The sequence below is a fragment of the Microbacterium sp. JAI119 genome, from assembly GCF_013410135.1.
GTDB classification, from domain to species: domain Bacteria; phylum Actinomycetota; class Actinomycetes; order Actinomycetales; family Microbacteriaceae; genus Microbacterium; species Microbacterium oxydans.
This window is the reverse complement of record NZ_JACCCK010000002.1, coordinates 302,670-329,650: the sequence shown is the minus strand read 5'-3', so window position 1 is coordinate 329,650 and position 26,981 is coordinate 302,670. Positions and strand designations below refer to the sequence as shown.

25 protein-coding genes are annotated in these 26,981 nt (G+C 68.5%); 21 read left to right on the top strand and 4 right to left on the bottom strand.

All coding sequences use genetic code 11. The features are described 5' to 3' along the window. Positions 1–7: 7 nt before the first annotated feature. The 11 genes from HDC31_RS12350 to HDC31_RS12300 all read left to right on the top strand — a co-directional run bounded on the left by HDC31_RS12350 (position 8) and on the right by HDC31_RS12300 (position 9,653). Positions 8–1,051, top strand: coding sequence for a response regulator (locus HDC31_RS12350; protein ID WP_061018601.1), 1,044 nt, complete (start codon positions 8–10; stop codon positions 1,049–1,051). Continuing rightward, a complete protein-coding gene (locus tag HDC31_RS12345) occupies positions 1,051–2,040 on the top strand; it encodes an ATP-grasp domain-containing protein (protein ID WP_179516156.1) in 990 nt (329 codons plus the stop codon). The genes HDC31_RS12350 and HDC31_RS12345 overlap by 1 nt, the downstream gene beginning before the upstream one ends. Then, positions 2,037–2,750 (top strand): PHP domain-containing protein, encoded by a 714-nt coding sequence (locus HDC31_RS12340; protein ID WP_113681650.1) that lies wholly within the window; start codon positions 2,037–2,039, stop codon positions 2,748–2,750. The genes HDC31_RS12345 and HDC31_RS12340 overlap by 4 nt, the downstream gene beginning before the upstream one ends. Then, positions 2,750–4,237: a glycosyltransferase gene (locus tag HDC31_RS12335; RefSeq protein ID WP_113681649.1), complete on the top strand. Its 1,488-nt coding sequence runs from the start codon at positions 2,750–2,752 to the stop codon at positions 4,235–4,237. Before HDC31_RS12340 ends, HDC31_RS12335 begins: the two co-directional genes overlap by 1 nt. After that, positions 4,234–4,377 carry a hypothetical protein gene (locus HDC31_RS12330; protein ID WP_170224283.1) on the top strand — a complete coding sequence of 48 codons (144 nt, stop codon included), beginning with the start codon at positions 4,234–4,236 and terminating at the stop codon, positions 4,375–4,377. Before HDC31_RS12335 ends, HDC31_RS12330 begins: the two co-directional genes overlap by 4 nt. Beyond that, positions 4,374–4,721, top strand: coding sequence for a response regulator transcription factor (locus tag HDC31_RS12325; protein WP_046748786.1), 348 nt, complete (start codon positions 4,374–4,376; stop codon positions 4,719–4,721). The genes HDC31_RS12330 and HDC31_RS12325 overlap by 4 nt, the downstream gene beginning before the upstream one ends. Next, positions 4,718–6,523, top strand: coding sequence for a cell wall metabolism sensor histidine kinase WalK (locus tag HDC31_RS12320; RefSeq protein WP_179516155.1), 1,806 nt, complete (start codon positions 4,718–4,720; stop codon positions 6,521–6,523). Before HDC31_RS12325 ends, HDC31_RS12320 begins: the two co-directional genes overlap by 4 nt. A 36-nt stretch (positions 6,524–6,559) precedes the next feature. Continuing rightward, positions 6,560–6,808: an AbrB/MazE/SpoVT family DNA-binding domain-containing protein gene (locus HDC31_RS12315; RefSeq protein WP_113681648.1), complete on the top strand. Its 249-nt coding sequence runs from the start codon at positions 6,560–6,562 to the stop codon at positions 6,806–6,808. Next, positions 6,805–7,170: a type II toxin-antitoxin system VapC family toxin gene (locus tag HDC31_RS12310; protein WP_113681647.1), complete on the top strand. Its 366-nt coding sequence runs from the start codon at positions 6,805–6,807 to the stop codon at positions 7,168–7,170. Before HDC31_RS12315 ends, HDC31_RS12310 begins: the two co-directional genes overlap by 4 nt. Positions 7,171–7,272: 102 nt before the next feature. Next, positions 7,273–7,824 (top strand): OsmC family protein, encoded by a 552-nt coding sequence (locus tag HDC31_RS12305; RefSeq protein ID WP_113681646.1) that lies wholly within the window; start codon positions 7,273–7,275, stop codon positions 7,822–7,824. A gap of 140 nt (positions 7,825–7,964) precedes the next feature. Then, positions 7,965–9,653, top strand: coding sequence for an ABC-F family ATP-binding cassette domain-containing protein (locus HDC31_RS12300; RefSeq protein WP_082738594.1), 1,689 nt, complete (start codon positions 7,965–7,967; stop codon positions 9,651–9,653). Between the two features lie 55 nt (positions 9,654–9,708). Here the strand turns inward: HDC31_RS12300 and HDC31_RS12295 are convergent, their stop codons facing one another. After that, on the bottom strand, positions 9,709–10,794 hold the full coding sequence (locus HDC31_RS12295; RefSeq protein ID WP_179516154.1) for an FAD-dependent oxidoreductase: 1,086 nt from the start codon (positions 10,792–10,794) through the stop codon (positions 9,709–9,711). A gap of 73 nt (positions 10,795–10,867) precedes the next feature. Between HDC31_RS12295 and HDC31_RS12290 the strand changes: the two genes are divergently transcribed. The 5 genes from HDC31_RS12290 to HDC31_RS12270 all read left to right on the top strand — a co-directional run bounded on the left by HDC31_RS12290 (position 10,868) and on the right by HDC31_RS12270 (position 19,387). Then, the gene (locus tag HDC31_RS12290) at positions 10,868–11,983 is read left to right on the top strand and encodes a GuaB3 family IMP dehydrogenase-related protein (RefSeq protein WP_046748792.1); all 1,116 of its coding nucleotides are present in this window, start codon (positions 10,868–10,870) and stop codon (positions 11,981–11,983) included. 59 nt (positions 11,984–12,042) lie between these two features. After that, entirely contained in the window at positions 12,043–12,804 is a 762-nt protein-coding gene (locus tag HDC31_RS12285; protein ID WP_046749044.1) for an SURF1 family protein, read from the top strand. A 236-nt stretch (positions 12,805–13,040) separates the two neighbouring features. Continuing rightward, the gene (locus tag HDC31_RS12280) at positions 13,041–17,660 is read left to right on the top strand and encodes an ExeM/NucH family extracellular endonuclease (RefSeq protein ID WP_061018584.1); all 4,620 of its coding nucleotides are present in this window, start codon (positions 13,041–13,043) and stop codon (positions 17,658–17,660) included. A 174-nt stretch (positions 17,661–17,834) separates the two neighbouring features. Next, entirely contained in the window at positions 17,835–18,116 is a 282-nt protein-coding gene (locus HDC31_RS20575; protein ID WP_058632649.1) for a helix-turn-helix domain-containing protein, read from the top strand. Next, positions 18,113–19,387, top strand: a complete 1,275-nt coding sequence (locus HDC31_RS12270; protein WP_113681643.1) for a HipA domain-containing protein — start codon at positions 18,113–18,115, stop codon at positions 19,385–19,387. The genes HDC31_RS20575 and HDC31_RS12270 overlap by 4 nt, the downstream gene beginning before the upstream one ends. A 9-nt stretch (positions 19,388–19,396) precedes the next feature. Here the strand turns inward: HDC31_RS12270 and HDC31_RS12265 are convergent, their stop codons facing one another. Next, on the bottom strand, positions 19,397–20,020 hold the full coding sequence (locus HDC31_RS12265) for a glyoxalase (RefSeq protein WP_061018615.1): 624 nt from the start codon (positions 20,018–20,020) through the stop codon (positions 19,397–19,399). 118 nt (positions 20,021–20,138) lie between these two features. On the opposite strand from HDC31_RS12265, the gene HDC31_RS12260 reads away from it, so the two are divergent. The 5 genes from HDC31_RS12260 (at position 20,139) to HDC31_RS12240 (ending at position 25,505) form a co-directional block, all read left to right on the top strand. Then, entirely contained in the window at positions 20,139–20,651 is a 513-nt protein-coding gene (locus HDC31_RS12260; RefSeq protein WP_021198891.1) for a DUF3817 domain-containing protein, read from the top strand. Continuing rightward, entirely contained in the window at positions 20,648–22,234 is a 1,587-nt protein-coding gene (gene guaA / locus HDC31_RS12255; RefSeq protein ID WP_058632651.1) for a glutamine-hydrolyzing GMP synthase, read from the top strand. Before HDC31_RS12260 ends, guaA begins: the two co-directional genes overlap by 4 nt. Before the next feature lie 8 nt (positions 22,235–22,242). Then, a complete protein-coding gene (locus HDC31_RS12250) occupies positions 22,243–23,631 on the top strand; it encodes a glycosyltransferase (protein WP_113681642.1) in 1,389 nt (462 codons plus the stop codon). Between the two features lie 139 nt (positions 23,632–23,770). After that, entirely contained in the window at positions 23,771–24,196 is a 426-nt protein-coding gene (locus tag HDC31_RS12245) for a YciI family protein (RefSeq protein ID WP_058632653.1), read from the top strand. A 13-nt stretch (positions 24,197–24,209) separates the two neighbouring features. Next, a complete protein-coding gene (locus HDC31_RS12240) occupies positions 24,210–25,505 on the top strand; it encodes an RNA polymerase sigma factor (protein WP_061018580.1) in 1,296 nt (431 codons plus the stop codon). 61 nt (positions 25,506–25,566) lie between these two features. Here HDC31_RS12240 and HDC31_RS12235 read toward each other — a convergent pair whose 3' ends face one another. Both HDC31_RS12235 and HDC31_RS12230 read right to left on the bottom strand, forming a co-directional pair. Then, positions 25,567–25,839 carry a GlsB/YeaQ/YmgE family stress response membrane protein gene (locus HDC31_RS12235; RefSeq protein WP_045263759.1) on the bottom strand — a complete coding sequence of 91 codons (273 nt, stop codon included), beginning with the start codon at positions 25,837–25,839 and terminating at the stop codon, positions 25,567–25,569. 168 nt (positions 25,840–26,007) lie between these two features. Further along, positions 26,008–26,928 carry a Bax inhibitor-1/YccA family protein gene (locus tag HDC31_RS12230; RefSeq protein WP_046748800.1) on the bottom strand — a complete coding sequence of 307 codons (921 nt, stop codon included), beginning with the start codon at positions 26,926–26,928 and terminating at the stop codon, positions 26,008–26,010. Between the last annotated feature and the right edge of the window lie 53 nt (positions 26,929–26,981).

Here is a 26,981-nt window from a genome sequence, read left to right as displayed (position 1 = left end):
CGTACACATGCCTGAGGACTCTCCTCGCGTTCTCGTCGTCGACGACGATCCGGACGTCGCCCTGCTCGTCAAGACCGTGCTCGAGCGACGTGCCGCGTGCATCGTCGACGTCGCCGAGGACGGACAGGTCGCGATCGATCGGGTCGCGGAGGTGCGGCCGGACGTCGTGGTGACCGACATCGAGATGCCGGGACTGAGCGGCCTCGAGCTGCTCGCCGAGCTGCGACGCATCGTTCCGTCGGTGCCTGTCGTGGTGATGACCGCCCACGTCTCCGTGGAGTACGCGGTCTCGGCCCTGCGGGCGCAGGCGGACGAGTTCCTGACCAAACCGCTCGACAACGGCAAGCTCGTGGAAGCCGTCACCCGTCTGGTCGAGGAGGGGCACCGCCGCCGAGCGGAAGCGCGCACACCGGAGCGGGTGCTCGCGATCGGCGCACATCCGGACGACGTCGAGATCGGCGTCGGCGGATTGCTCGCCGCGCACGCCAGGGCTCAGGACGAGATCACGATCCTCACGCTCTCCCGCGGTGCCAGGGGTGGGGACGCCGACAGCAGGCAGAACGAATCCCTCGCAGCGGCGGAGATGCTGGGCGCCCGCCTCTTCCTGAAGGACCTCATCGACACCGAGATCTCCGGAGGGGGATCCACGGTGCGCATCATCGAAGAGGTCGTGCAGGAGATCCAGCCGACGATCGTCTACACGCACTCGCCGCACGACCGGCACCAGGATCACCGTGCCGTGAGCGAGGCGACCGTCGTGGCCACGCGGCGGGTCGGTACCGTCGCGTGTTATCAGAGTCCGTCGGCGACGATCGACTTCCGGCCCACGAGGTTCGTGCGCATCGACCAGTACCTCGACGAGAAGCTGCGGCTCCTCGAACGCTTCGGCTCGCAGACGGCGAGCCGCGACTACCTCGCGCCCGAGTTCGTCACCGCGACAGCGCGGTACTGGTCGAGATTCGGTGGGGGTACGGCCGTCGAACCGCTCGAGGTCGTGCGGGAGACCGCCGAGTTCATCGGCGCCCACGAGCTCACACGACGGGAGAGCTGATGACGAAGCGCGTGCTGGTGACCGGTGCCGGTGGTCCGGCGGGAGTGGCCGTGATCCGGTCGCTGCTCCGCCGCTCGGACCTGACCGTGTTCGCCGCGGACATGGACGGCTGGGCGAGCGGCATCTACCTGGTGCCCCCGGGGCAGCGACGCCTCGTGCCACCGGGACGTGACGACGACTTCGTGCCGGCGATCGCGCGCATGGTGGCGGACGACGGCCTCGATTTGGTGATCTCGACCGTCGACGTCGAGCTCATCGCCCTCGCGGGACGGCGCGATGAGCTGGCACCCGCCGTGCTGGCTGCGCCGTCCGAGGACACGCTGAACACCGCGCTCGACAAGCTCGCCCTCGCGGAACGCTGCGCGTCGACCGGTCGCGTCCCGCGCACCGTCCTCGCCGGGCGTGATGCCGAGGCCGTCGAGTGGGAGTTCCCGGTCTTCGCCAAGCCGCGTCAGGGTGCAGGGAGCCGTGGCGTGCGGCTCGTGCCCGACCGTGCTGCTCTCGAGGCCCTGCCGACGGACGAGGGACTCATCGTCCAGGACTTCCTTCCGGGGGAGGAGTACTCCGTCGACGTCATCACGGATGCCACCGGGGCCGTCGTGGCCGCGGTACCCCGCACGCGAGCCAGGGTCGACTCCGGCGTCGCCATCGCCGGACGCACGGTCCGCGATGCGGAACTCGAGGAGACGGCGGCATCGATCGCCCGCGCGATCGGACTGGTCGGCGTCGCGAACGTGCAGCTGCGGCGCGATCGCGCGGGTCGTGCGGTGCTGCTCGAGGTCAACCCTCGCTTCCCCGGCGCCTTGCCTTTGACGATCGCGGCCGGCGTCGACATCCCGTCGCTCGTGGCCGACCTCTTCCTGGGGCGAGAGCTTCCCGTGCAGATCCCGTTCCGCGAGGTCGCCTCCGTGCGCTTCCTCGAGGATGTGATCGTGGAGATCGAGGATGTGCTGGTCTCCGACCATGCGGGGCATCAGGAGGAACTGTGAGCCACGCGCTGCTCCGCGGCGACCACCACGTCCACTCCACCTTCTCGGACGATGCGGTCTCGACACTCGCACAGAACGTCGAGGCTGCGGCCGCAGCGGGACTGACCACGGTGCGCCTCGTCGACCACGTGCGTCAGAGCACGACCTGGGTGCCGGAGTACCTCGCTGCGGTGCGGGTGCTCCGGGTGCCGGACGGGCTCACGGTGCTCACCGGTGTCGAGGCGAAGATCCTCGACGTCGGGGGAACTCTCGACATCCCGACCCTCCCCGACGGCATCGATCGGATCCTCATCGCCGACCACCAGTTCCCGGGGGCGGACGGTCCGCTCGGACCCACCGCGGTGCGGGAGCGGATGGCCGCGGGATGGGCCGCTGACGACGTTCTCGATCAGTTCGTCGAGGCGCTCATCGCCACGATGCGGCGCTACCCGGGGAACCAGCTCGCGCACTGCTTCTCGATCCTGCCGAAGATCGGTCTGTCCGAGGCCGACTTGGGTGCGCAGCGCGCGGATGCCTGGGCACGCACCGCCGCCGACACCGACACCCTCGTCGAAGTGAACGAGAAGTGGGGCTGCCCTGGGGTCGATGCGCTGGCCGCGCTGCGCCGCGCCGGCGGCACGGTGGTCGCCTCGACCGACAGCCACGACGCCGCCGAGGTGGGCCGGTACTCGAGGATCCTCCCGCTGCTCGACGCGGTGGCGGTCTCCTGATGGCCGATCTCACCTGGCTGGAGACCGTGGTGGTCATCCTCCTGCTGCTCTGCATCCTCGTCGGCACGCTGCCGGTGGTCAACACCGGCCTGCAGTTCCTCATCCTTCCGCTGCATGCGTTCCGCAACCATTACGGCAAGGCGGCGCCGTACCACCCGAACGTCGCCGTCGTCATCCCCGCCTGGAACGAGGGTGCGGTGATCGGCCCCGCGATCGAACGGCTGCTGCAGCTGGAGTATCCGGCTGAACGCCTGCGGGTCTTCGTCGTCGACGACGCATCGACCGACGACACCCCCGAGGTCGTCGCCGCCACGTCAGCGGCCCACCCCGGCCGCGTCGTGCACCTGCGGCGCGAGAAGGGGGGAGAGGGCAAGGCGCACACGCTCAACCACGGTCTCGACGTGATCCTCGCCGACACGTGGGCCGAGGCCGTGCTCATCATGGATGCGGATGTGATCTTCGCCCGTGATTCGCTGCGCAAGCTCACCCGCCACCTGGCCGACGAGAAGGTCGGTGCCGTGACGGCCTACATCGCCGAGGGCAGCCGCGACCGCAACTACCTCACGCGTTTCATCGCCATCGAGTACGTGATCGGTCAGCTCTCCGCACGTCGGGTGCAGAACGTCGGCGGCGCCATCGCCTGCCTCGCGGGCGGCGCCCAGTTGCACTCGCGCGCGAACCTCGAAGCCATCGGCGGACGCATCCCCACGGGAACCCTCGCCGAGGACACCATGACGACGTTCGAGGGCCAGCTCAAGGGACGCCGGATGGTGTTCGAGCCGCATGCCGTGGTGCTGGCCGAGGAGCCGCGGACGATCGACAGCCTGTGGAAGCAGCGTCTGCGCTGGGCGCGCGGCAACGTGCAGCTCACCTCGATCTACCGAAAGCTGTGGTTCCGCCCGAGCCGGGACCACAACCTGGGCAGTTTCGGCTTCGGGCTCGCCTGGTTCACGATCCTCCTGCTCCCTGCGTTCATGCTGCTCGCGGCGGCCGGCCTGCTCGCGCTCCTCCTGCTGCACAGCGACATCGCGGAGTTCGTGTTCCGCTTCATGTGGATCGCGGCGGCCTGCATCTACATCTACTCGATGCTCTACTCGGTGCAGCTGGATCCCCGCATCGGCAGACAGTCCTGGCGCGAGGCGATCATGTTCCCAGGGCTCGGTGCCCTGATCCTGATGGCCATCGCGATCTTCCCGCAGCTGTTCGAGTCCGCGTTGCTCGCGCTCGGGCTGCCCGTGACGCACGAGGCCCGCATCATGTGGGCGGTGATCTTCTACCTGTGGGGACCGATCTCGATGCTGGGGATCTGGCTCGCCCGGGCGGTGGAGCCGCTCCCTGGCGGACGCTTCTTCGCGGGGCTGCTGCTCTACGTCTGCGGGTATGGCTCACTGCTGTGCGCCATCACCGTGGATTCCTACATCAAGGAGTGGCGTCGCGCCGATGCCTCCTGGATCAAGACCGAGAAGATCGGACGTGTCGACTCATGACCGCAACCCCGTCGAACGATGCCGAGGTGGAGGAGATCGCCGCGGATGCCCGACGTGAGCGACGTCTGATCCCTCAGGCTCTGCTCGCCCTCGCCGTGGTGGTCGTCATCGTCGTGGTGAGAGAGCTGCTGCTCCGATGAGCGGGAGGCCGTTGGCCCTCGTCGTCGAGGACGCGCCCGATCAGGCCGCGCTGCTGCGCCGCTATCTCGACCGCGAGGGGTTCGACGTGTTCGTGGCCCGTGACGCCGAGTCGGCGATCGCCGCGTTCTCCGAGATCGATCCCGTGGTGGCCGTGCTCGACCTGCTGCTGCCCGGTATCTCGGGACAGGAGTGCGCGCGGCTGGTCCGGGCCCGTTTCCCCGACTGCTTCCTGGTGATCAGCTCGGTGCTCGATGCCACCGACTATCCGCCGGCGGACGCCGCGCTCCCCAAGCCGATCACGGGTTCCGAGCTGCACGCGATCGTCGAGGGCGTGCGGCGATGAGGGCCACGCCGCTCGATCGCGCGGAGAACCGCTGGTATCAGGTCTTCGACAACCCGAGCCCGCTGCTCAAGCAGGCGCCGACGGTCACCGCGACGGTGATCGCGGCGCTCCTCACCTGGTGGGTTCCCGACCTTCCCATGACGCACGTCGCACCGGCCGTGGCGGGGATCATCCTGGTGCTCGCGGCCACGGCCTTCGCCGCGGTGCTGACGGCCCGCGGGGTGCACGAGGGACGGGCGCTCCTGCTCATCCCCATCGTCGACATCATCGGCCTCGGACTCTTCCGCACGGGTACCGGGGGAGCGACATCGCTCTTCTCATCACTCGTGCTCCTCCCGGTGGTCTGGCTGGCCGCCGCCCCGGGCATCCGCTGGGTGTTCGTGGTCGGCGGGCTCACGTCGATCGCGTTGCTGATGCCGTACGTCACCGCGCCACCCGCGACCTCGGTCGAGTGGCTGCGGGGCGTGGTGGGCCCGCTCGTGTTCTCGGCGGTGGCGGCCGTGATCAACCAGCTCGCGCGGCAGCAGCGGATGCGCGTGGAACAGGCGGAGGAGCTCGTCGCCGAACGAACCAGAGCGCTGTCCGAGAACGTGGCCATGATCGTGCAGCTGCGCGAGAAGGAGCACCAGTACCGGGAGCTGCTGGACTCGTTCGAGAGTCTGTGGTCGTCGATAACGGCGCAGGCCGTGGTGGCCACGGACTGCAGCGGTATCGTGACGGCCTGGAACCCGGGAGCGGTGCGCCTGCTCGGACTTCCCGTCGACGAGGCTCTCGACGACGTGCGCATCGATCGCTTCTTCTCGACCGCCGTGCTCTCGATGCTGGCGGCTGACACGGCGGAGCACTCCGCGCCGTCCGGCGACATGCCCGCCGGCTACGCCGAACTCGACCCGGGGATCAAGGCTCTGTTCGGACAGGCGGACGCCGGTGTCCCCGTCGACGGGGACATCGAGGTCGTGACCGCAGGCGGGACGACGGTTCCCGCACGTGTGACGGTCACTCCCCACAAAGACGGTGCGGGCGCGCAGCAGGGATATCTGTTCGTGCTGACAGACGAGACCAGGGCCGTCGAGGTCGCGAGGATGAAGGACGAGTTCGTCGGGATGATCTCCCATGAGCTCCGGACACCCCTCAGCGCCATCATCGGCTTCCTGGACCTGCTGCAGAACGATCCAGGGCAGCCGCTCACGGAGGACCAGCAGGAGTTCGTCGGCATCATCGAGCGCAACGCGCAGCGTCTGCTCAATCTCGTCGGCGACCTGTTGTTCACCGCCCAGGTCGAGTCCGGGCGATTCCCCCTCGAGCGCGATGAGGCCGATGCGGCCGCGCTGGTGCGATCCGCGGTGGTGTCGGCCGGTCCGCATGCGCAGCGGGAAGGGATCGAACTCGTCGCGGAGGTCGGTCCTGCGGCGATGCCCGTCTTCGTCGATGCCGGAAGAGTGGGGCAGGCCATCGACAACCTGCTCTCCAATGCCATCAAGTTCACCTCTCGCGGCGGGAAGGTCACCGCGCGAGTGCGCGCGGTCGACGGCGGCGTGGAGTTCTCGATCGCCGATACCGGGGTCGGGATACCGGAGGACGAACAGGGGATGCTGTTCACCCGCTTCTTCCGTGCGTCGACCGCGACGCGCAACGCGGTACCCGGAGTGGGTCTCGGTCTCACGATCACCCGTGCCATCGTCCTCGCGCACGGAGGGACGATGGACGTGACGAGCAAGGAGGGTGTCGGCACGGAGTTCCGCTTCTTCCTGCCTGCCGCTCCGCGCACCGAGGTGCTGACGAGTCTGAGTCGCGCCGAGTGAAGCCCCCGCCGTGAGGGGCGGTGGTATCGTCGAAGGATGGATACCACATTCGTTGCACCGATGGGTGATCGTGGTCGCCTCGTGGTCCCTGCCGAACTCCGCGACCGTCAGCATTGGGATCAGGGCGTGCCGCTGCTCATGATCGAGACGTCAGGAGGCGTGATCCTGCTCACCAGGGAGCAGGCCAAGGCCCTCGTCAGGTCGCAGCTGGAGGGGAGGCGCGCTCTCGAGTCGCTGCTCGCGGAGCGCCGGAGGTCCGCGGACTCCGAGGATGCAGCGGCGTGATCGTGGTCGACGCGTCAGCTCTCCTCGCTTTCCTGCAGGGCGAGCCTGGCGCCGATCGCGTCGAGGAGATCCTCGACGACTCCGTGATCGGAGCCGCGAACTGGTCGGAGGTCGCGCAGAAGGTGCGCGCGTCCGGAGCGGACTGGGGCATCGCCTCCGGCTTGTTGCTCAGCTACCGGCTGAAGGTCGAGCCGGTGTCCCAGCGCGACGCGGAAGCCGCCGCGGAATCGTGGAGGCGCGGAAGCGGGCTGTCGCTGGGGGACCGCCTGTGTCTCGCACTTGCGCGACGGCTCGATCTTCCTGTTCTCACGGCGGACCGGGCGTGGGGAGAGTCCGAGCGCATCGAGCAGCTGCGGCGCTGACACCACCGGCGTGGTCTCGGCGTCGTGACGCTGCGTTTCGCGGTGTGAAGCCCGATGACGGGCGGCGGGCGCGGGGAACCGGACGATCGCTACCGTCGGGCCATGACTCTTCTCCAGGACCAGCTCGCCGGTGTCGCGGATGTCACCCCGGCCCAGCGCGCGCAGCGACTCACAGACGCGGGATCGGCGTGGAACGAGCGGATCGCCGCGGACGAGGCGAACGCGCGATTGACGTACCGCGTCAGCGGACGCGGAATCGGCTCGGTCGCGACCGAGATCCGGGCCGGCGCGCACCGCTTCCTCGTCGACGAGCCGGGTGCGCTCGCCGGGGACGACGTCGCGGCCAGCCCGGTCGAGTACGCACTGGGTGCGCTCGTCTCGTGCCAGGTGGTCGTGTACCGGCTCTACGCCCAGGCCCTCGGCCTCACGATCGACGCGATCGAGATCACGGCCGAGGGCGACCTCGACGTGCGCAAGCTCTTCGGCATCGACGAGTCGGGGCGCGCCGGATTCCACGATGTGCGCGTGGCTGTCGACATCACCGGTCCGAACAGCGTGGAGGAGTATGAGAACCTGCGCGCCGTCGTCGATGCGCATTGCCCGGTGCTCGACCTCTTCGCCGCTCCCGTACCGACGTCGAGCGCTCTCGTCTGAGCGGTCCGCAGCGTCTTCGGCCCGGTGTCGTCTGCGACCTGGCCCGTTCCGTCCGTGACCTGGCCCGTTGGGTCCGTGACCGCTCCTGCTGATATCCTGGTCGGCTCGGCATGTGCGGGGCGGAAGGACGGCCACGCACCGTGGGCTTCATCGATGTATCCAGCGTCTCCCTGACGCTTCCAGACGGCAGACCGCTTCTCGACGAGGCGAGCTTCCGGGTCGGCGCGGGCTCGACGAGCGCTCTGATCGGCCCGAACGGCGCCGGCAAGACGACCATGCTGCGCATCATCCGCGGCGATCAGACGGCTGATGACGGCGTCGTGACGATCGACGGCGGACTCGGCGTCATGGACCAGTTCGTCGGCCACGGCGAAGCGGGCGAGACCGTGCACCAGCTGTTGGTGCGTGTCGCTCCCACACGTATCCGCGTCGCTGCGGAGGCGCTCGAGACCGCGGAGAACGCGCTGATCGAACGCGACGAGCACGATACGCAGATGGCCTATGCATCGGCGATCGCCGAGTACGCGGACGCCGGCGGATACGAGCACGAGACGATCTGGGACCAGTGCACGGTCGCCGCGCTCGGCGTCCCGTTCGAGCGCGCAAGATACCGCGAGCTCACCACGCTCTCCGGTGGCGAGCAGAAGCGCCTGGCGCTCGAGGCCCTGTTGCGCGGACCCGACGAGGTGCTGCTGCTCGACGAGCCGGACAACTATCTCGACGTGCCGACGAAGCGCTGGCTCGAGGATCAGCTGCGCCAGACGCCCAAGACCGTGCTGCTCGTGTCGCACGACCGTGAGCTGCTCGCTCGAGCGGCCGACCGCCTCATCACGCTCGAACCCGGAGGCGCCGGGGCCACGGCCTGGGTGCACGGCGGCGGCTTCGGCACCTACCATCAGGCTCGCACCGACCGGATGGACCGGCTCGACGAGCTGCGCAGACGGTGGGACGAGCAGCACGAGAAGCTGCGGACCCTGGTGGCCAACCTCAAGGTCAAGGCCTCGGCGAACGACGGCTTCGCCTCGCGCTACCAGGCGGCGCAGACACGCCTGCGCAAGTTCGAGGAAGCGGGTCCCCCGGAGGAGCGTCCGCCGGCCCAGGACTTCGACATGCGCCTGCGCGGCGCGCGCACGGGCAAACGGGCGGTGGTCGCGCAGCGCCTGGAGCTGACGGGTCTCATGCGGCCCTTCGACGCGGAGGTCTGGTACGGCGACCGGGTGGCCGTGCTCGGGTCGAACGGGTCAGGCAAGTCGCACTTCCTGCGCCTGCTCGCTCGCGGTGGATCCGACCCCGACGCCACGCTCGGTCACGTGACGTCGACGGGTGAGCAGCTCAGTGCTGTCGAACACACCGGCTCGGCCGTGCTCGGAGCGAGGGTGGTGCCGGGCCTGTTCGCGCAGACGCACGCGCACCCCGAGTTCGTCGGCCGCACGCTGCTAGAGATCCTGCATCGGGGGGACGATCGCCGAGCGGGTATGCCACGTGACGCCGCGAGTTCGGCACTCGACCGCTACGGTCTCGTGCGTCAGGCGCAGCAGAGCTTCGACTCGCTGTCGGGAGGACAGCAGGCGCGGTTCCAGGTGCTCCTTCTGGAGCTCTCCGGGGCGACGCTGCTGCTGCTCGACGAGCCGACCGACAACCTCGACCTGGAATCGGCCGAGGCGCTGGAGCAGGCCCTCGCGCGCTTCGAGGGAACGGTACTGGCGGTCACGCACGACCGCTGGTTCGCCCGTTCGTTCGACCGGTTCCTGGTGTTCGGGTCGGACGGCGAGGTCTACGAGTCCGACGAGCCCGTGTGGGACGAGAAGCGGGTGGCGCGCTCGCGCTGACGTTCGTTCGCGGACACGGGCCGTGCTCCCGTGTCGCTCAGGACAGTCGGGTCGCTCAGGGCAGTCGGAAGGGTGCGGCAGCGCGCGCGGCGGGGTCGATCGCGAGGTCGGCGAGGACCCCGCCGACGCCGGGCGCGAACTTGAAGCCGTGGCCGGAGAACCCGGCGCCCACCACGATCCGGCCGAGGCGATCGAGCACGAAGGCGCCGTCGCCGGTCGAGGTGTACGTGCAGCTGATCGGTTCCGGCCCCGCCGGGTCGAGGCCGGGCATCCACTCCCGCACGTAGTCCGAGAGCGCACGCTGATGCGTCGGCAGGTGCGGGCGGGCATCGGGATCGACCTCGTCGCCGACACGGTGGAACCCGACTTTCACGCCCTCTCCTGGCGTCGGCATGCCGTACACGGTCGCGGGGTAGGTCCCCGGCTGCACGTAGTGGTTGAACGAGGGCCACGGCGCGTCCGTGAGCGGCCGGAAGTGTGCCGGCGTCTCCTCGGTCACGGTGAGGCGCGGCAGGCCGAAGTGCGGAAGCAGAGTCCGCGTCCAGGCTCCCGCCGTCACCACGACGGTCTCGGCACGCAGGTGGATGTCCTCGGCGACGCTGACCCCCACGCCGTCCGAGTCCTCCTCGATGCGCTCGACCGGGGTGCTCCAGCGCACTTCTCCGCCGCCGATGACGACGCGACGCTCCAGCTCCCGCAGTGCCTCGGCGGCGCGCACGACCCCGGCGTCGGACGACCACAGCACGTCGCCGCCGAAGCGCATTCCCGGCCACCGGGCACCCGCCTCGGCGGGCGAGAGGACGGCACTCGGGATGCCGCGGCCCTCCAGGCCCGACCGCACGGCGGCGATGTCGATGTCGCCGTGGGTCACGAGGCCGTGCAGACGAAGGAGAGACTCGCCGCCGACCGACCCGAGGGCGTCCCACCCTTGACGGGCGCGCACGAGCAGGTCGAGGTAGTGCTCCTCGTCGTAGGCGTTGTTGAAGTTGCGGGTCGCACCGTGCGATGCGCCCTCACGGTGACCGCGGGCGAATCTCTCCAGCACGACCGGTCTGAGTCCTCGACGTACGAGGGCCCAGGCCGTCGCCAACCCCATGACCCCGCCGCCCACCACGACCACGTCGACATGCTCGATCCTCATGGTGCCTCCCGGTCTCGCCTCCAGTCTCCCAGCACGGGCGGCTCCGCCTGCCGGGTAGGCTGGAGGGGTGACCATGGAGATCGAGCTCGGCCGAGGAAAGCGTGCACGTCGCGCGTACACGTTCGATGACATCGCGGTGGTGCCCTCGCGGCGCACGCGCAACCCGGAGGACGTGTCGACCGCCTGGACGATCGACGCCTTCGGGTTCGAGATCCCGGTGCTGGGCGCGCCGATGGACTCGGTCGTGAGCCCTCAGACGGCGATCATGCTCGGCCAGCTCGGCGGCCTCGGAGTGCTCGACCTCGAGGGGCTCTGGACACGCTACGAGAACCCCGAGCCGCTGCTGGCGGAGATCGCAGGTCTCGACGACACCAAGGCGACGGTCCGCATGCAGGAGCTCTACTCGGAGCCGATCAAGCCCGAGCTCATCACCCGTCGCCTCGCCGAGGTCCGCGAGGCGGGCGTCACCGTGGCCGGCTCCCTCACGCCGCAGCGCACGCAGGAGTTCTACGACACCGTCGCCGCCGCAGGTGTCGACCTGTTCGTGATCCGGGGGACCACGGTCTCTGCCGAGCACGTGTCGAGCGTTGCCGAGCCCCTGAACCTCAAGAAGTTCATCTACGACCTCGATGTGCCGGTCATCGTGGGAGGAGCTGCGACCTACACGGCAGCCCTCCACCTGATGCGCACGGGGGCTGCGGGCGTGCTCGTCGGCTTCGGCGGGGGAGCGGCCTCGACGACGCGGGCCACCCTCGGCATCCACGCCCCGATGGCGACAGCGGTCTCCGACGTCGCCGCTGCGCGCCGCGACTACCTCGACGAGTCCGGTGGGCGCTACGTGCACGTCATCGCCGACGGTGGCGTCGGCACGTCCGGCGACATCGTCAAGGCTCTCGCGATGGGCGCAGACGCCGTCATGCTCGGCGTCGCGCTCGCTCGTGCGACCGATGCGCCGGGACGCGGGTTCCACTGGGGACCTGAAGCGCATCACCCGAAGCTCCCGCGCGGGCACCGCGTCGAGGTGGGTGGCATCGGCACGCTCGAGGAGATCCTGTACGGACCGGCGCCCGTCGCCGACGGCACCGCCAACCTCATCGGCGCGCTGCGCAAGTCGATGGCGACCACCGGGTACTCCGACCTCAAGGAGTTCCAGCGGGTCGAGGTCGTGCTGGCGCCCTACGAGGCCTGAGGGTCCTGCGCGTCACCGTGACCACTCCTGCACTCTTCCCCCCGACTCTCCGCGAGGTCATGCTCAGGGGACGCTGGATCGGCATGCTCCTGCTCTGCCTCCTGGTGGCCGGGGTGTTCGCCTGGCTCGGTCAGTGGCAGCTGGAACGTGCGATCGAGACCGATCCGCCGGCCCCTGGCGCCACCGAGCAGGTGCAGCAGCTCGAGGATGTGCTCCAGCCGGGGGAGTATCTGCCGGAACCGCTCGTGGGCCAGCGGGTCCAGACCGCGGGCACCTGGGTTCCCGGCGACTTCATCGTCGTGGCGAGCCGTTTCAACGACGATGTCGAGGGGTATTGGGTCACCGGCCAGCTGCGGGTGGCCGACCGGACCTCGATCGCCGTCGCGGTCGGCTGGGCACCGGATCCGGAGTCGGCCGAGGCGGCTGTCGAAGAGCTCGAGGCTGCCGCTGACGGCTCCGAGGTCGAGATCACCGGGCGCATCATCTCGGACGAGGGCCCCAGGGTGCCTCCGCACGCCGACCCGCAGCGACTGGACCGCATGTCACCCGCCGCGCTCCTCAGCCGCTGGCACGACATCGAGGAGCTCGACGTCTACCGTCCGTACCTCGCCTCGACGACCGCGACGGCCGGGCTGGTCGACATCTCGTCCCCCGCGCCCGATGAGCTTTCTCCCGTCAACTGGCTCAACGTGTTCTATGCCGTCGAGTGGGCCATCTTCGCCGGTTTCGCGTTCTACCTCTGGTACCGACTGGCGAAGGATGCCTGGGAGCGCGAGGTCGAGGAGTTCGAAGACCGGGCCGGAGAAGGCGCAGTCGTCTGATCGGACGCGCATCCGCGCGCCCAGCGGTGCGCAATTGCGTGCTCGCGTGCGTCGGTAGTGACCTTCGTCAGGGGTGCTTCCGGCCATCCGGTGAGCGCTCGATGACGAATCGGAAAACTCCGTTGAGGATGTCCGGACCGCTCCGTATGCTCGCACCATGTGAGCACGCTGGGAGTTTCCCCTGTGTGCCGTGACAGCCCTGAGAAGTGTCGAACCCGACCGAGGAGACAGCACCGATGATGTCCGCTCCAGATGACGAGAACCGCGTGGCTCCCGTCTCGCACCGTAGAAGTCGGGGGCGCATCGGCGCTCTCGCCGTGACCTGCGTCGCCGCATTGAGCCTCGGCTCGCTGGCTGCGGTTCCCGCCACAGCCGACACCACGGGCACGGGGGTGGTGATCAACGAGGCCTACCTCTCCGGCGGCAGCGCGGGCGCGGCCTTCAAGAACAAGTTCGTCGAGCTCTACAACCCCACCTCGGCTCCGGTCACGCTCGACGGGATGTCGCTGCAGTACCGGTCCGCCACCGGGTCGGCCGCCTTCAACGGCGTCGCTCCGCTCACCGGTGTGATCCCCGCTGGCGGTTACTACCTGGTGCAGGGCAACAGCAACGGCGCGAACGGTGCGGAGCTTCCGACCCCTGATGCCGTCAGCGCTCTGACCCCGAGCGGCACCAACGGCACGCTCGCGCTCGTCGAGGGTACGGCGGCGGTGAGTCTCACTCCCGGCTCGGTCGTGGGCGTCGACGGCGTCGTCGACCTGCTCGGCTACGGCACGTCCAACACGTTCGAGGGTGCGGCGGCGACCGCACCCGCCGGCAACACCGACGTCAAGTCGCTCAACCGCACCGGCGGTGTCGACACCGACGTCAACAGTGCCGACTTCACGCTCTCCGCCGCCATCACGCCGCAGAACTCGGGCGGCGTCGACCCCGGCCCCGGCCCCGGCACCGATCCGAAGAAGGCGACGATCGCCGAGGTTCAGGGCACCACCGACGTCTCGCCGCTGAACGGCCAGACCGTGCAGGTCGAGGGCGTCGTCACGGCCGACTACCGCACCGGCGGGTACAAGGGCATCGTGATCCAGACACAGGGGTCCGGCGGCACGACCGATGCGACTCCCGGTGCGTCCGACGGTGTGTTCGTCTTCTTGAACGCGCTGACCCCGACCCTCGCGATCGGCGACCTCGTCTCGGTGACGGGTTCGGTGAGCGAGTACTTCGGCCAGACGCAGATCAACCCGGCGGCAGCCGCCGACGTCTCGGTCGTCACCGCCGGCGTCGGAGTTCCCGCCGTCACCCCGCTGCCCGCCACGGTGCAGGGCACCGACCGTGAGCAGTACGAGAACATGTACGTGGCCCCGGAAGGCACCTATCGCCTGGCTTCGAGCCACCAGCTGTTCAACTTCGGAGCGCTCTGGCTCAACGCCGGCGACGCGCTCGCGGTGAAGAGCACCGAGACCACGCGACCCGGTGATCAGGCCGCCGCGATCGCCGCAGCGAACCGCGCGAACCGCATCCTGCTGGATGACGGCTGGTCGATCCAGGTCACCAACAGCGGTCACCCGGGACAGCAGCCGTACTTCACGAAGGACACGGTGGTCCGCAACGGCGACACCGTCGACTTCGGCGACAACGGCTACGTGCTGCAGTGGGGCTTCAACGACTGGCGCCTGCAGCCGGTCGTCCCGATCGACGACTCCTCGTCCGCCGACCTCAAGGTCGGATTCACGGCGACGAACCCGCGCCCCGCACAGGCTCCGGAGGTCGGCGGCGACGTGCAGGTCGCGTCGTTCAACGTCTACAACTACTTCACGACGCTGAAGAGCGAGAACTCCAGCGCCCGCGGGGCCGCGAACGCGGCGCAGTTCGCGATCCAGAAGTCCAAGATCGTCGCGGCGATCAACGGACTGGACGCGGACATCGTGTCGCTGATGGAGATCGAGAACTCGGTGAAGCTGGGCAAGCCGATCGACACGGCCCTGAAGGATCTGGTCGCCGGACTCAACGCCGACGCCGGGAGTGACGTGTGGGGCTACGTGCCCACGCCCGCGGCCCTGAACGATGCGGCGACGACCGACTTCATCACCAACGCGATCATCTACAAGAAAGACGCCGTCAAGCGGGTCGGCGACAGCGTCACCGTCACCGATGAGTCCGTGTGGGGCAACGCCCGCGAACCGATCGCTCAGGCGTTCGACATCGACGGACGCGTGGTCACGGTGGTGGCGAACCACCTGAAGTCGAAGTCGCCGCCCGAGGGGGCAGGTGCGGAGCCGGCCGACGGTCAGGGCTTCTTCAACGCCGACCGGGTGAAGCAGGCGAACGCGATCCTCGCCTTCACCGCACAGCTGGAAGAGACGACAGGCAGCGGCGACATGCTGCTGATCGGCGACTTCAACGCCTACGGCAAGGAAGACCCGATCGACGTGTTCACCTCGAACGGGTGGAGCGACCTCGTCGCCGACAAGGCATCTGGTCAGTACACGTATTCGTTCGACGGCGAGCTCGGATCGCTCGACCACGTGATCGCGTCTCCGTCGCTCGTCTCGTCGATCACCGGCGCCGGCGTGTGGGGCATCAACTCGCCCGAGTGGAGCGACCGTGGCTATGCCTTCGGCGCGACCGAGCAGGGCACGCCCTACCGTTCCAGCGACCACGACCCGATCATCGTCGGCGTCTCCTCGGAGATCCCGCCGGTGAGCATCGACGTCGTCACGGTGAACGACTTCCACGGTCGCATCGAGGCCGACGGTGCCGCAGCGGGTGCAGCGGTGCTGGCCGGTGCGGTCAAGCAGTTCCGTGAGGCGAATCCGAACACGATCTTCGCCGGTGCCGGCGACCTGATCGGCGCCTCGACGTTCACCTCGTTCATCAACGACGACAACCCCACGATCGACGCGCTCAACGCGGCCGGCCTCGACGTCAGCGCGGCGGGCAACCACGAGTTCGATCAGGGCTGGGCCGACCTCCGCGACCGCGTGCAGGACCGCGCGGACTGGGAGTACATCTCCTCGAACGTGTTCGTCACCGAGACCGGCGAGCCCGCGCTCGCACCGGCATGGGTGAAGGAGCTCGACGGGGTGCGGGTCGGTTTCGTCGGAGCGGTCACCGAAGACCTCGATTCGCTCGTCTCGCCCGAGGGCATCAAGGACCTCGAGGTGCGCAGCATCGTCGACTCCGTGAACGCGGTGGCCGACGACCTGCGCGACGGTGACGAGTCCAACGGCGAGGCGGATGTCGTCATCCTGCTCGTGCACGAGGGTGCATCCAGCACCGCCGTCTCCAGCATCACCCCGGACTCGCCGCTCGGCGAGATCGTCTACGGGGTCGACGGCGACGTGGACGCGATCGTCTCGGCGCACACCCACCTCGCCTACAACCACGTGATCGACGGCCGCCCGGTGGTCTCCGCGGGGCAGTACGGCGAGAACCTGGGCCTGATGAACATCAAGGTCGACCCGAAGACGAAGGACCTGATCTCGATCACCAACGAGATCAAGCCCCTCACCGCTGCGGGCAAGCCGCTGTACCCAGCCGTGCCCGAGGTGCAGGCGATCGTCGACCAGGCGAAGGCCGAGGCCGATGTGCTGGGTGCGATCAAGGTCGGAGACATCACCGCCGACTTCAACCGCGCACGTCAGACGAACGGGTCGGAGAACCGCGGTGGCGAGTCCACCATCGGCAACTTCGTCGCCGACGTGCAGAAGTGGTCCACGGGCGCCGATGTGGCGATCATGAACCCGGGTGGCATCCGTGCCAACCTCACGTACGCCTCGGCGGGCGCGAACGATCCGGCGGGCAACGTCACCTACCGCGAGGCGGCGACGGTCCAGCCGTTCGCCAACACGCTGGTGACGCTGACGCTCACGGGTGCGCAGCTGAAGGGTGTTCTCGAGGAGCAGTGGCAGCCGGCCGGTTCGGCTCGTCCGTTCCTGAAGCTCGGCGTCTCGAAGGGGCTGGTCTACACCTACGACCCCGCCGCGGCGCAGGGTTCGCGGATCACCTCGATCACGCTCAACGGTGCGGCGCTCGACCCGGCTGCGAACTACACGGTCGCAGCCAACTCGTTCCTCGCGGCGGGTGGAGACAACTTCTTCACCTTCAAGGAGGGCACGGGTAAGCGCGACACCGGCAAGGTCGACCTGCAGTCCATGGTCGACTGGTTCGACGCGAACAAGACCGCGAGCCCCGACTACGCCCAGCGCGCGGTCGGCGTGGCGGTCAGCCCGGCGGATGCCGACGGCTACAGCGCCGGCGACCAGGTGACCGTGTCGCTCTCCTCGCTGGCGTTCAGCGCCGGTGAGCCGGCTCCGGGCGAGGTGACGCTGTCGCTCGGTGGCACGCAGCTCGCAGCCGGTGCGGTCGACCCCGCGGTCGTCGACACCACCGACGAGGGTGGGCGCGCCAGCCTGACCTTCACGGTCCCGTCCGGTGTCTTCGGTGAGCAGGTGCTCACGGTGGCCGTCGCCGGTACCGGAACCACGGTGCAGGTGCCGTTCACGATCGCGGGCGAAGAGGCGTTCGCCGGCACGATCGCCCTCGGCTCGTCCAAGGTGACCGCGGGCAAGAACCTCAAGGTCACCGGCGCCGGCTACGTGCCCGGCGAGACCGTGAGCATCGAACTGCGTCCGAAGAAGGGCAAGCCGGTGCAGGTCGGCACCGTCCAGGTCGGCGCAGACGGCACCTTCAGCACGTCGGTCACCGTGCCGAAGAGCGCTCCGTCCGGCAAGTACACCGTCGCCGCATCGCAGGCGGACGGGGACGCGGCGACCGCGACGGTCACCGTCAACCGGGCAGGCGGGATCATCGGTGCGATCCTCGACTGGCTCTGGGAGCTGCTGACCCGGTGGTTCTGACCGGATGACACAGGCGAAGGCCGTCGGGAGTGATCCCGGCGGCCTTCGTCGTCTCCTCGCCCGATTGTGTGTTCCAGACCACAGGCCGAGAAGTGTGTTCAAACGCACTAAGCCAAGTGTTACTTTTACGACACATAGGCGATAGTGTTTTTAAACACACAGCATGGAGGTGTCATGGAGAGTCAACCATTCCACTCAGCGCGACAGCTCGGGGCCGTTCTGAGAAGCGCGCGTCTGCGTCGAGGCTGGAGTCAGACGGAGCTTGCTGAGCGGGCGGACGTCGATAGGCCTTGGTTGGTGAAGCTGGAGACTGGGCGCCTCGACAACCCGACGCTTCGCCGGGTTCTGCATGTGGTGGAGTCTCTCGGACTGCAGCTGAACGTCCAGGAGCACGCAAAAGGCGATTCCTCGTTCGATCTCAGTGCCTTGTGGAGCGAGGAGGAGGGCGGGAGATGAACGCCGCATCCTCTGCGCAGGGCGATCTGGTCGCGTTCGTCGATGGTCAGCGCACCGGCCTGTTCACTCAGAATGCGCATGGCGCGATCAGCTTCGCGTATGACGACGATCTGTCGCCCGTGGCGACGCCACTCTCGATCTCGATGCCACTCGTGGCCGGTGCGGAGTACGGCAACCGGGTGGCACGACCGTTCCTGCAGGGGTTGCTGAGCGACAACCCCGCAACTCTGGAGGGCATCGCTGCTGCGCATCACACGAGTCCCCGGAACCCGATGGGTCTCCTCCGCCATGTCGGACGTGATACGGCCGGTGCGCTCCAGCTGTTGCCTCCGGGCGAAGCGTCCGACGACGCTGCGGCGCGCACGGGTGACGTGCATTACATCGACGACCTCGGCGAACTCGTCGCGTCCGTGGTCGATTCCGCAGGGAATTGGTCCGAGAGGTACGACGAGTTCCGTTGGAGCCTCGCCGGTGCGCAGCCGAAGCTTGCGCTGTACCGTTCAGACGACGGCCAATGGGGTGTTCCGCGGGATTCGACGCCGACCACCCACATCCTGAAGCCCGCAGCGCGTGGTGGCCGTCACGACGTCAACGAGTTTCTGACCATGAGAGCTGGGCGTCGTCTGGGGTTGCGGGTCGCCGACCACGGGCTCATGGTCACGGACCGCGGCGACTTCGTCTTCGTCGCGAAGCGCTATGACCGTGTCCAAGCCGGCGATCGGCTCCACCGACTCCATCAGGAGGATTTCGCGCAGGCACTCAGCGTCGACCCCGCGCTCAAGTACCAATCCGACGGTGGCCCCGGGCTGGAGAAGTTCGCTCGGGTGGTGCGGGCGTTCGCCCCATCCGAGCAGCGGCGCGCGGCGAACGAGCTGTTCGAAGCGCTCGTCTTCACCTGCGCCGCGGCGAACACCGATGCACATGCCAAGAATTACTCCGTCATCCATTCGGGGACGCAGATGAGGTTGGCGCCTCTCTACGACCTCGGAAGCAACGCGCTCTACCGAGGGGATCAGCCGATGCCCTCTGCGGTGTCCATCGGAGGCGAGCGCGTGATGGCACGCATTGGGATGACGCACTGGTTGAAAGCGGCCAAAACGCTCGGAGTCGAGGCGCAGGCGGCACGGGATGCCGTCGAGCGAATCCGCGGCGGGGTCTCCGCCGCCTTCGTGGCCGCGCGCGCCGACCTCCTAGCGGACGACGACGGACTGGACTACGCCGATCGGCTCGTAGAGGCCGTCGAGGAGCGCGCTCGCCATCACGGGTGGTGAACGCGTCGCCTAGGCGCTCACCGCGACGGGAGCCCAGACGAAGCCGTCGGGATCGACGGCCGCACCGAGCACGCCGTTGACGGTGATCCGATGCGAGCCCGAGCCGTCCGCCGGAACGCCCGCATCCTTGGCGAGTGACGCGTGCCGGTACAGGCCGAGGCCGATCGAGCCGGATCCGGTGTCGAACTGCACGTAGCTGCGCCCGAAGCTCTTGTCGACCGGGATGCCGCGATCTGCGTAGAAGGCCTTCGAGGCCACCACGTCCTTCGCGCCGAGCAGCAGCACGATCTCGTCCACCGTGCGACTCGGGTGAGCGGTGTCCTTCTTCGCCGAGGTGGCGACCTTCCAGATGGCACCATCGGGTGCCTGAATCGTGCCGCCGACGCCCCAGAGCGACTTCGATACGGGCTTGATCACGGTGGCCCCCGCGGCGACGGCCGCATCGACGAGCGCGTGCACGTTCGCGGGCTGCGAGACGACGAGCGACAGCGTGTAGCCGCGGAAGCCGGAGGAGGGGGCATCCGCGGCGCGGAACCGCAGGCGGTCGCCCAGGTCGAACGCCTCCGCGTAGAAGGAGCGGGCGGCGTCCACATCCGGGACGTCGAGGGTGAGGGAATCGATGGTCGTGTTCATGTCGAAGACGCTACGACCGTGACCTTCCGGCCGCTTCTCGATTCCTGACCGATGCATCGCCCTCTCCCGGACGCCGCTGCCGGATTCGTCACGATTTCCCGGCGGCTAGACTGGACGCATGCCCGAACCGAAAGTCGCCAGCTTTCCGGCGATCCGCGGTGCGCTGAAGTTCTACCAGATCGCGTCGATCATCACAGGTGTCATGCTGCTCCTGCTGTTGACCGAGATGGTGCTGAAGTACACGCCGATCCACCTCGAGCTCTTCATGGGCGGCTCCGGAGGTCCGCTCTGGTTCGCCGGCGTGCTCGCCGGTCCCGACTGCCAGTGGTGGTCGCTGTTCGCCCCCATGACGAACTCCTGCGAGATGACGTCTCTGGGTGACGGCTTCAACCTGTCGCTGTTCATCCTCGTGGCGCACGGCTGGTTCTATGTCGTGTACCTCTTCGCGTGCTTCCGCATGTGGAGCCTGATGCGCTGGCGCTTCCCGCGCTTCATCCTCCTCGCGCTCGGCGGCGTCGTGCCGCTGCTGTCGTTCTTCATGGAGGCGGTCGTCGCCCGTGAAGTCAAGACCTATCTCGCCACCAGGGAGGCCGCCGAGGCCTCCGCCCCCGCCCCGGAAGGTGTCCGTTGACCGAACAGTCCGAGACCCAGCAGCGTCCTGCGCTCGTCGTCGACTTCGGCGCGCAGTACGCGCAGCTGATCGCCCGTCGCGTCCGTGAGGCGGGTGTGTACAGCGAGATCGTGCCGCACACCGCCACAGCAGAGGAGATCGCCGCGAAGAACCCGGTCGCGATCATCCTCTCCGGCGGACCGTCGTCGGTGTACGAGGAGGGTGCCCCCAAGCTCGACCCCGCGGTCTTCGATCTCGGTGTCCCGACTCTCGGCATCTGCTACGGCTTCCAGTACATGGCCCAGACACTGGGCGGCGAGGTCGCGAACACCGGTCTGCGCGAGTACGGCGCGACGGACGCCGTCATCACGGGCGACGGCGGCACGCTGCTCGGCGGCCAGCCGGTGCAGCAGAACGTCTGGATGAGCCACGGCGACCAGGTGGCCAAGGCCCCCGACGGCTTCGAGGTGCTCGCGACGACGGAAGCGACCAAGGTCGCCGCATTCGCGAACCCCGAGCGCGGTTTCTACGGTGTGCAGTGGCACCCCGAGGTCAAGCACTCCGACCATGGCCAGCGTGTGCTGGAGAACTTCCTCCACAAGGGTGCCGGACTCGCCTCGGACTGGAACAGCGGCAACGTGATCGCCGAGCAGATCGAGCGCATCCGGGAGCAGGTGGGTGACGCCCGCGTCATCTCCGCGCTCTCCGGTGGCGTCGATTCCGCGGTCTCGACCGCTCTCGTGCACAAGGCCATCGGCGACCAGCTCACGGCCGTCTTCGTCGACCACGGGCTTCTCCGCAAGGGCGAGCGCGAGCAGGTCGAGAAGGACTACGTCGAATCCACCGGTGTGCGCCTCATCACGGTCGATGCCGCCGACACGTTCCTCGGTCACCTCCAGGGTGTGACCGACCCCGAGGAGAAGCGCAAGATCATCGGCCGCGAGTTCATCCGCGCGTTCGAGAAGGTGCAGCTCGACCTCGTCGCTGAGGCCAAGGCCTCGGGCGGTGCTCCGGTGAAGTTCCTCGTGCAGGGCACGCTCTACCCCGACGTCGTCGAGTCCGGCGGCGGTGCGGGCACCGCGAACATCAAGTCGCACCACAACGTGGGCGGTCTCCCGGACGACCTCGACTTCGAGCTGATCGAGCCGCTGCGCGCCCTGTTCAAGGACGAGGTGCGTGCGATCGGCCGCGAGCTGGGCATCCCCGAGGCCATCGTCGGACGCCAGCCGTTTCCGGGGCCCGGCCTCGGCATCAGGATCATCGGTGAGGTCACCGCTGACCGTCTCGAGATTCTGCGTGAGGCCGACGCCATCGCCCGTGAGGAGCTGACCAAGGCCGGCCTCGACCAGGAAATCTGGCAGTGCCCGGTCGTGCTCCTGGCCGACGTGCGCTCGGTGGGCGTGCAGGGTGACGGTCGCACCTACGGTCACCCGATCGTGCTGCGCCCGGTGTCGAGTGAAGACGCCATGACGGCCGACTGGACGCGCCTGCCGTACGACGTGCTGTCGAAGATCTCCAACCGCATCACGAACGGCGTCCGCGACGTCAACCGCGTCGTGCTCGACGTCACGTCGAAGCCGCCGGGGACGATCGAGTGGGAGTAGGGAGCACGATGCTCCCCGACGCGGCGCCGGCACTTCCCGACGCCGAGTATCTGGTGCTGTCCAGTCGGCTCATCCCCGGTATGGACGGCGGATACACGATCGCGACGCTGGCCCGTGCCCGCCAGCTCGCGAGCGCCGGTGTGGCCGACGGATCGGGCCCGCAGCTGCTCACGTTCGACCCAGGAACCGCGGCCGACCATGCCGCGCACCGGCAGACGTTCGTGGAGCAGGGTGCGCTCGTCGACTCCTCGCGGATGCGCAACCTGTTCGACGAGGCCACGGCTTCCGGCGGGGGAGCGGCCGATTGGCTGCGGACAGCCGCCGATCCCGCGGTGAGCGCCGATCCCGATGTGGAGTACCGGGTGCTCACGGATGCCGAGGGGCGACCGTTCGCGGCGCTGCCGGTGATCCCGGGCAACCCGGACTGGCATCTGAGCGAGGAGCCCGTGCTCGTCTACGACGCCGCGGGCCAGGTGACGGGAGCGCTGCACGGCTTCCGCGGCCTCTATCGAGCCTGGCTCGACCACGTGACCGCGGCCTTCGGCGACCGTCGGATCATCGTGATCTGCGAGTCCAGGCAGCTCGGCGAGCTCATCGCGGACTGGTCCGACCCGCGCGTGCGCATCCTGCACACGATCCACACCATGCACGTGGAGGCGCCGTACACGCCTGATGCCCCGATGAACACGCTCTGGACACGGTGGTTCCGGCTGGCCGACCGGTTCGACGCCGTGATCTGGCCGACCGCCACGCAGCGCGATGACGTCGTGTCGCGCTTCGGTGCATCGGCACGGCACGTCCTGGTGCCGAACCCCATCGCTCCGGTCGACCGTAGCGACGACCTGCGCGAGGAGGGCCTCGTGGTCGTGCTGGGGCGCCTCGCCGCCGGAAAACGCGTCGATCAGGCGATCCGCGCCTTCCTCGCGGCCGACGTACCTGGCACCCGCATGGAGATCTGGGGCGGCGGCCCGGAGGAGGAACGGCTGCGCGCGTTGATCGCGGAGCTCGATGCGGGAGGTCGTGTGCTCCTCGCCGGCTACACGGATTCACCGGGAACCGTTCTCGATCGAGCCGCGATGATCGTCACCGCGACCGCCTTCGAGGGACAGCCGCTGTCGATCGTCGAGGCGCTCCTGCACGGTGCCCCGGTGGTGTCCTACGACGCCCGGTACGGTATCCGCGATGTCCTGGAACAGGGCGGCGGCGTTCTGGTCCCGAGCGGTGACGTCGAGGCGCTGGGACAGGCGATCCGCGCACTGCTCACAGACCCCGATCGACTTGCGGCTCTGAGCGCCGAAGCCCCGTCGGTCGCGGCCGCGTGGAGCCCGCAGCGCTCGCTCGACGCCCTCACGGCAGTGATCGCCGAAGCCGCCGCGCGCCCGTCCCGTCGCGCCTGACTTCCCGAGACCAGAGCTTCTCCGTCGCTCGGACAGAATTTCTCGGAGAGAATTCCGGAACGATGTCGATCCGCGGCGTTCCCGTTCGACGTCCTAGATGAGAGGGTCGAGAGACGGCCCATCGAACAAGGAGAACACCATGAAGTTCATGCTCATCATGCGCGCGACCGACGAGGCTGTGGAGGCGTACAAGGAGATGCCCTTCGACCAGGTCATCGAGGCCATGGGCAAGTACAACGAATCCATGATCAAGGCCGGTGTGCTCGTGGCCGGTGAGGGACTGACCGACGCAGCCGAGGGCTTCGTCGTCGACTTCAGCGCCGAGAAGCCGCTGATCACCGACGGCCCCTACGGCGAGACCAAAGAGCTCTTCAACGGCTTCTGGATCATCGAGGTCCCCACGCGCGAAGAGGCAGCGGAGTGGGCGAGCCGTGCTCCTCTCGGACGAGGGTCGTACCTCGAGGTGCGTCGCGTGACCGGCGTCGAGGACTTCCCCGCCGACAACGAGTGGATCCAGAAGGAAGCGGGCTGGCGCGAGGACGCAGAGCAGCGCGCGCAGCAGTGACGGACGAGCAGCGATGACGCCTCCCGTGCACAGCGAGACGGCGCGCTCGGCACCCGATCCCGGGTCGGCGGAGCGCGCCGTCGCCGCGGTGTGGCGCATCGAGTCGGCGCGTATCGTCGGCGCGCTCACCCGGATGGTGGGTGACTTCGGGCTCGCGGAGGACCTGGCCCAGGAAGCGTTGATCGATGCGTTGCAGCAGTGGCCGGTCGAGGGTGTTCCGCGTAACGCCGGGGCATGGTTGACGGCGGTCGCGAAGCGCAAGGCCATCGACCGGTGGCGCCGCCAGGAACGACTCGACGACAGGGTGGCCCTACTCGCGCATGACCTGGAGCGGGAACAGGCGGAGGGCGGCGACCTGCTGTGGGATCCGGATGCCGTGGATGACGACGTGCTGCGACTGATCTTCATCTCCTGCCACCCGGTCCTCGCCAAGGAGGCTCAGGTCGCTCTGACGCTGCGTGTCGTCGGCGGGCTGTCGAGTGAGGAGATCGCCCGTGCGTTCCTGGTGCCGACGGCGACCGTGCAGCAGCGCATCGTCCGCGCGAAGAAGACGCTCGCCGCCGCGAACGCTCCGTTCGAAGTGCCGCCCCGTGAGGAGCGGGCTCAGCGCATCGGTGCGATCCTCGGGGTGCTGTATCTGATCTTCAACGAGGCGCACGCCGCGAGCAGTGGGCCTGAATGGATGCGTCCTGAGCTGAGCGACGAGGCCATCCGCCTCGGCCGGGTGCTCGCCGCTCTCATGCCGCAGGAACCCGAGGCGCACGGTCTGCTGTCCCTGATGGAGCTCACGGCGGCCCGGTTCGCCGCGCGGGTGGACAGACATGGAGACCCCGTGCTGCTGGCCGATCAGGATCGCAGGCGCTGGGACCGGGGTCGTATCGCGCGGGGTCGGGCTTCTCTCGCCACCGCCGATGCGCTCGGCCGCGGCCGGGGGACGTATTGCCTGCAGGCGGCGATCGCGGAGTGTCATGCCGTGGCGGCGTCGGTCGACGAGACGGACTGGGATCGGATCGTCCTGCTGTACGAGGCGCTGGGCCGCATCTCCCCGTCACCGGTGGTGGAGCTCAATCGAGCGGCGGCCGTCGCGATGGCAACCGGCCCTGCGTCCGCGCTGCGCATCATCGACGAGCTGGCGAGTTCCGGGGCGCTGCGCGGCTACCATCTACTGCCGGCCACTCGGGGAGAGCTGCTGCGTCGACTCGGTCGCGAGGAGGAGGCCCGCAGCGAGTTCGCCACCGCGGCGGCGCTCGCCGGCAACGATCGGGAGCGCGCACTGCTGGAGCGCAAGGCGCAGGGCGCACAGAAATGACCCGCCCCCTTCGGTAGCGTGATGCTGCCGAAGGGGGCGGGCGTCTGGATCCGGGGGATCGTCAGTCGTTGACCTTCTGGCCACGGCCGGCGATCAGGCCGTAGATCAGCAGGACGATGATCGAGCCGCCGATGGCGAGGAGCCACGTGCCCAGGTCCCAGAACTCGGTCAGCGGACGGTTGAGGATCAGGCTGCCGAGCCAGCCGCCGAGCAGCGCACCCACGACGCCGAGAAGCAGCGTGATGAACCAGCCGCCGCCCTGCTTGCCGGGAAGGATCAGCTTGGCGATGGCACCGGCGATGAGGCCGAGAAGAAGAAAGCCGAGAAAACTCATGGTCAGCTCCTGTGATCGGGAGCCCCGGGGTGCCGGGGCTTCTTGTCCACAAGCCTGCCGAAATCCGGTTCCGAGTGCCAACCCCTTGCGCGCGCACCCCCGGATATGCCAAGAGGCCCGACTCCCTCGTGGGAGACGGGCCTCTGCGACTGTGGCGACGTGGTCGCGTCAGTTGTTGCCGCGGGCGATCGCGATGATGCGCAGGATCTCGACGTAGAGCCACACGACAGTGACCATGATGCCGAAGGCGCCGAGCCAGCCGTACTTGCGGGGAGCGCCGTTGCGGACGCCCTGCTGGATCTGATCGAAGTCGAGCACCAGCGAGTACGCGGCCATGATCACGACGAGGACGCCGATGATGAGGCCGAGCGGGATGCCGAAGATCTCCTGGCTGAACAGACCGAACGCGTTGGTGTTCACGCCCGTCCACATGAGGACGAGGTTCAGAAGCGAGAAGACCAGGTAGCCGATCATCGCGATCATGAAGATCTTGGTGGCCTTCTTCGAGGCGCGGATCTTGCCGCTCGCGAAGAGCGCGAGGGTCACACCGACGACCGAGATCGTCGCGAGCGTCGCCTGGAACACGATGCCGGGCCACTGCACCTCGAAGAACGCCGAGATGCCGCCGATGAAGAGACCCTCGAAGGCCGCGTAGGCGAAGATGAGCGCGGGGCGCACCTTCTTGCGCGACGTGAACGTGATGACCATGGCGAGCACGAAGCCGCCGAGGGCTCCGATGGCCCACGGCAGCACGTTGACGGCAGCGGGGTTGTACGGGTTGTAGCGGGGGACGTCGAGTCCGCCGAGCGTCAGCACCCAGCCGATCGCGGCGGTGACGAGCAGGATGCCGAACAGGCCGGCGGTCTTCCAGACGGTGTCCTCGACCGACATGCGGTCGGTCTCGATGGCGCCGGCGGGCGGTGCCGCGTACATGCCCTCGAGCTGTGCGTTGGCCGCAGCGTCCATCGCCCCGTGCTGGAGCGAGGCGCTCTGCGCGCCCTGGGCAGCCTGAGGTCCGCCCGGGTACGTCGCGACGTTGCGCGGGTCCTGCTGCTGGAAAGCAGGGTTGTTGAAAGCGAAGTTGCTCATTGGTGGGCCTCACTCCAAAGGGGGGTAGTAGGTCTCTTTCCTCCACGATACTC

Coding starts and splice junctions, on each gene's coding strand:
- HDC31_RS12240 (WP_061018580.1), top strand. CDS start 24,210: ATGACGCCTCCCGTGCACAGCGAGACGGCGCGCTCGGCACCCGATCCC.
- HDC31_RS12330 (WP_170224283.1), top strand. CDS start 4,234: ATGACCGCAACCCCGTCGAACGATGCCGAGGTGGAGGAGATCGCCGCG.
- HDC31_RS12345 (WP_179516156.1), top strand. CDS start 1,051: ATGACGAAGCGCGTGCTGGTGACCGGTGCCGGTGGTCCGGCGGGAGTG.
- HDC31_RS12325 (WP_046748786.1), top strand. CDS start 4,374: ATGAGCGGGAGGCCGTTGGCCCTCGTCGTCGAGGACGCGCCCGATCAG.
- HDC31_RS12235 (WP_045263759.1), bottom strand. CDS start 25,839: ATGAGTTTTCTCGGCTTTCTTCTTCTCGGCCTCATCGCCGGTGCCATC.
- HDC31_RS12305 (WP_113681646.1), top strand. CDS start 7,273: ATGACTCTTCTCCAGGACCAGCTCGCCGGTGTCGCGGATGTCACCCCG.
- HDC31_RS12335 (WP_113681649.1), top strand. CDS start 2,750: ATGGCCGATCTCACCTGGCTGGAGACCGTGGTGGTCATCCTCCTGCTG.
- HDC31_RS12350 (WP_061018601.1), top strand. CDS start 8: ATGCCTGAGGACTCTCCTCGCGTTCTCGTCGTCGACGACGATCCGGAC.
- HDC31_RS12315 (WP_113681648.1), top strand. CDS start 6,560: ATGGATACCACATTCGTTGCACCGATGGGTGATCGTGGTCGCCTCGTG.
- HDC31_RS12265 (WP_061018615.1), bottom strand. CDS start 20,020: ATGAACACGACCATCGATTCCCTCACCCTCGACGTCCCGGATGTGGAC.
- HDC31_RS12245 (WP_058632653.1), top strand. CDS start 23,771: ATGAAGTTCATGCTCATCATGCGCGCGACCGACGAGGCTGTGGAGGCG.
- HDC31_RS12260 (WP_021198891.1), top strand. CDS start 20,139: ATGCCCGAACCGAAAGTCGCCAGCTTTCCGGCGATCCGCGGTGCGCTG.
- HDC31_RS12270 (WP_113681643.1), top strand. CDS start 18,113: ATGAACGCCGCATCCTCTGCGCAGGGCGATCTGGTCGCGTTCGTCGAT.
- HDC31_RS12320 (WP_179516155.1), top strand. CDS start 4,718: ATGAGGGCCACGCCGCTCGATCGCGCGGAGAACCGCTGGTATCAGGTC.
- HDC31_RS20575 (WP_058632649.1), top strand. CDS start 17,835: ATGGAGAGTCAACCATTCCACTCAGCGCGACAGCTCGGGGCCGTTCTG.
- HDC31_RS12250 (WP_113681642.1), top strand. CDS start 22,243: ATGCTCCCCGACGCGGCGCCGGCACTTCCCGACGCCGAGTATCTGGTG.
- HDC31_RS12285 (WP_046749044.1), top strand. CDS start 12,043: ATGCTCAGGGGACGCTGGATCGGCATGCTCCTGCTCTGCCTCCTGGTG.
- HDC31_RS12290 (WP_046748792.1), top strand. CDS start 10,868: ATGGAGATCGAGCTCGGCCGAGGAAAGCGTGCACGTCGCGCGTACACG.
- HDC31_RS12230 (WP_046748800.1), bottom strand. CDS start 26,928: ATGAGCAACTTCGCTTTCAACAACCCTGCTTTCCAGCAGCAGGACCCG.
- HDC31_RS12280 (WP_061018584.1), top strand. CDS start 13,041: ATGATGTCCGCTCCAGATGACGAGAACCGCGTGGCTCCCGTCTCGCAC.
- HDC31_RS12295 (WP_179516154.1), bottom strand. CDS start 10,794: ATGAGGATCGAGCATGTCGACGTGGTCGTGGTGGGCGGCGGGGTCATG.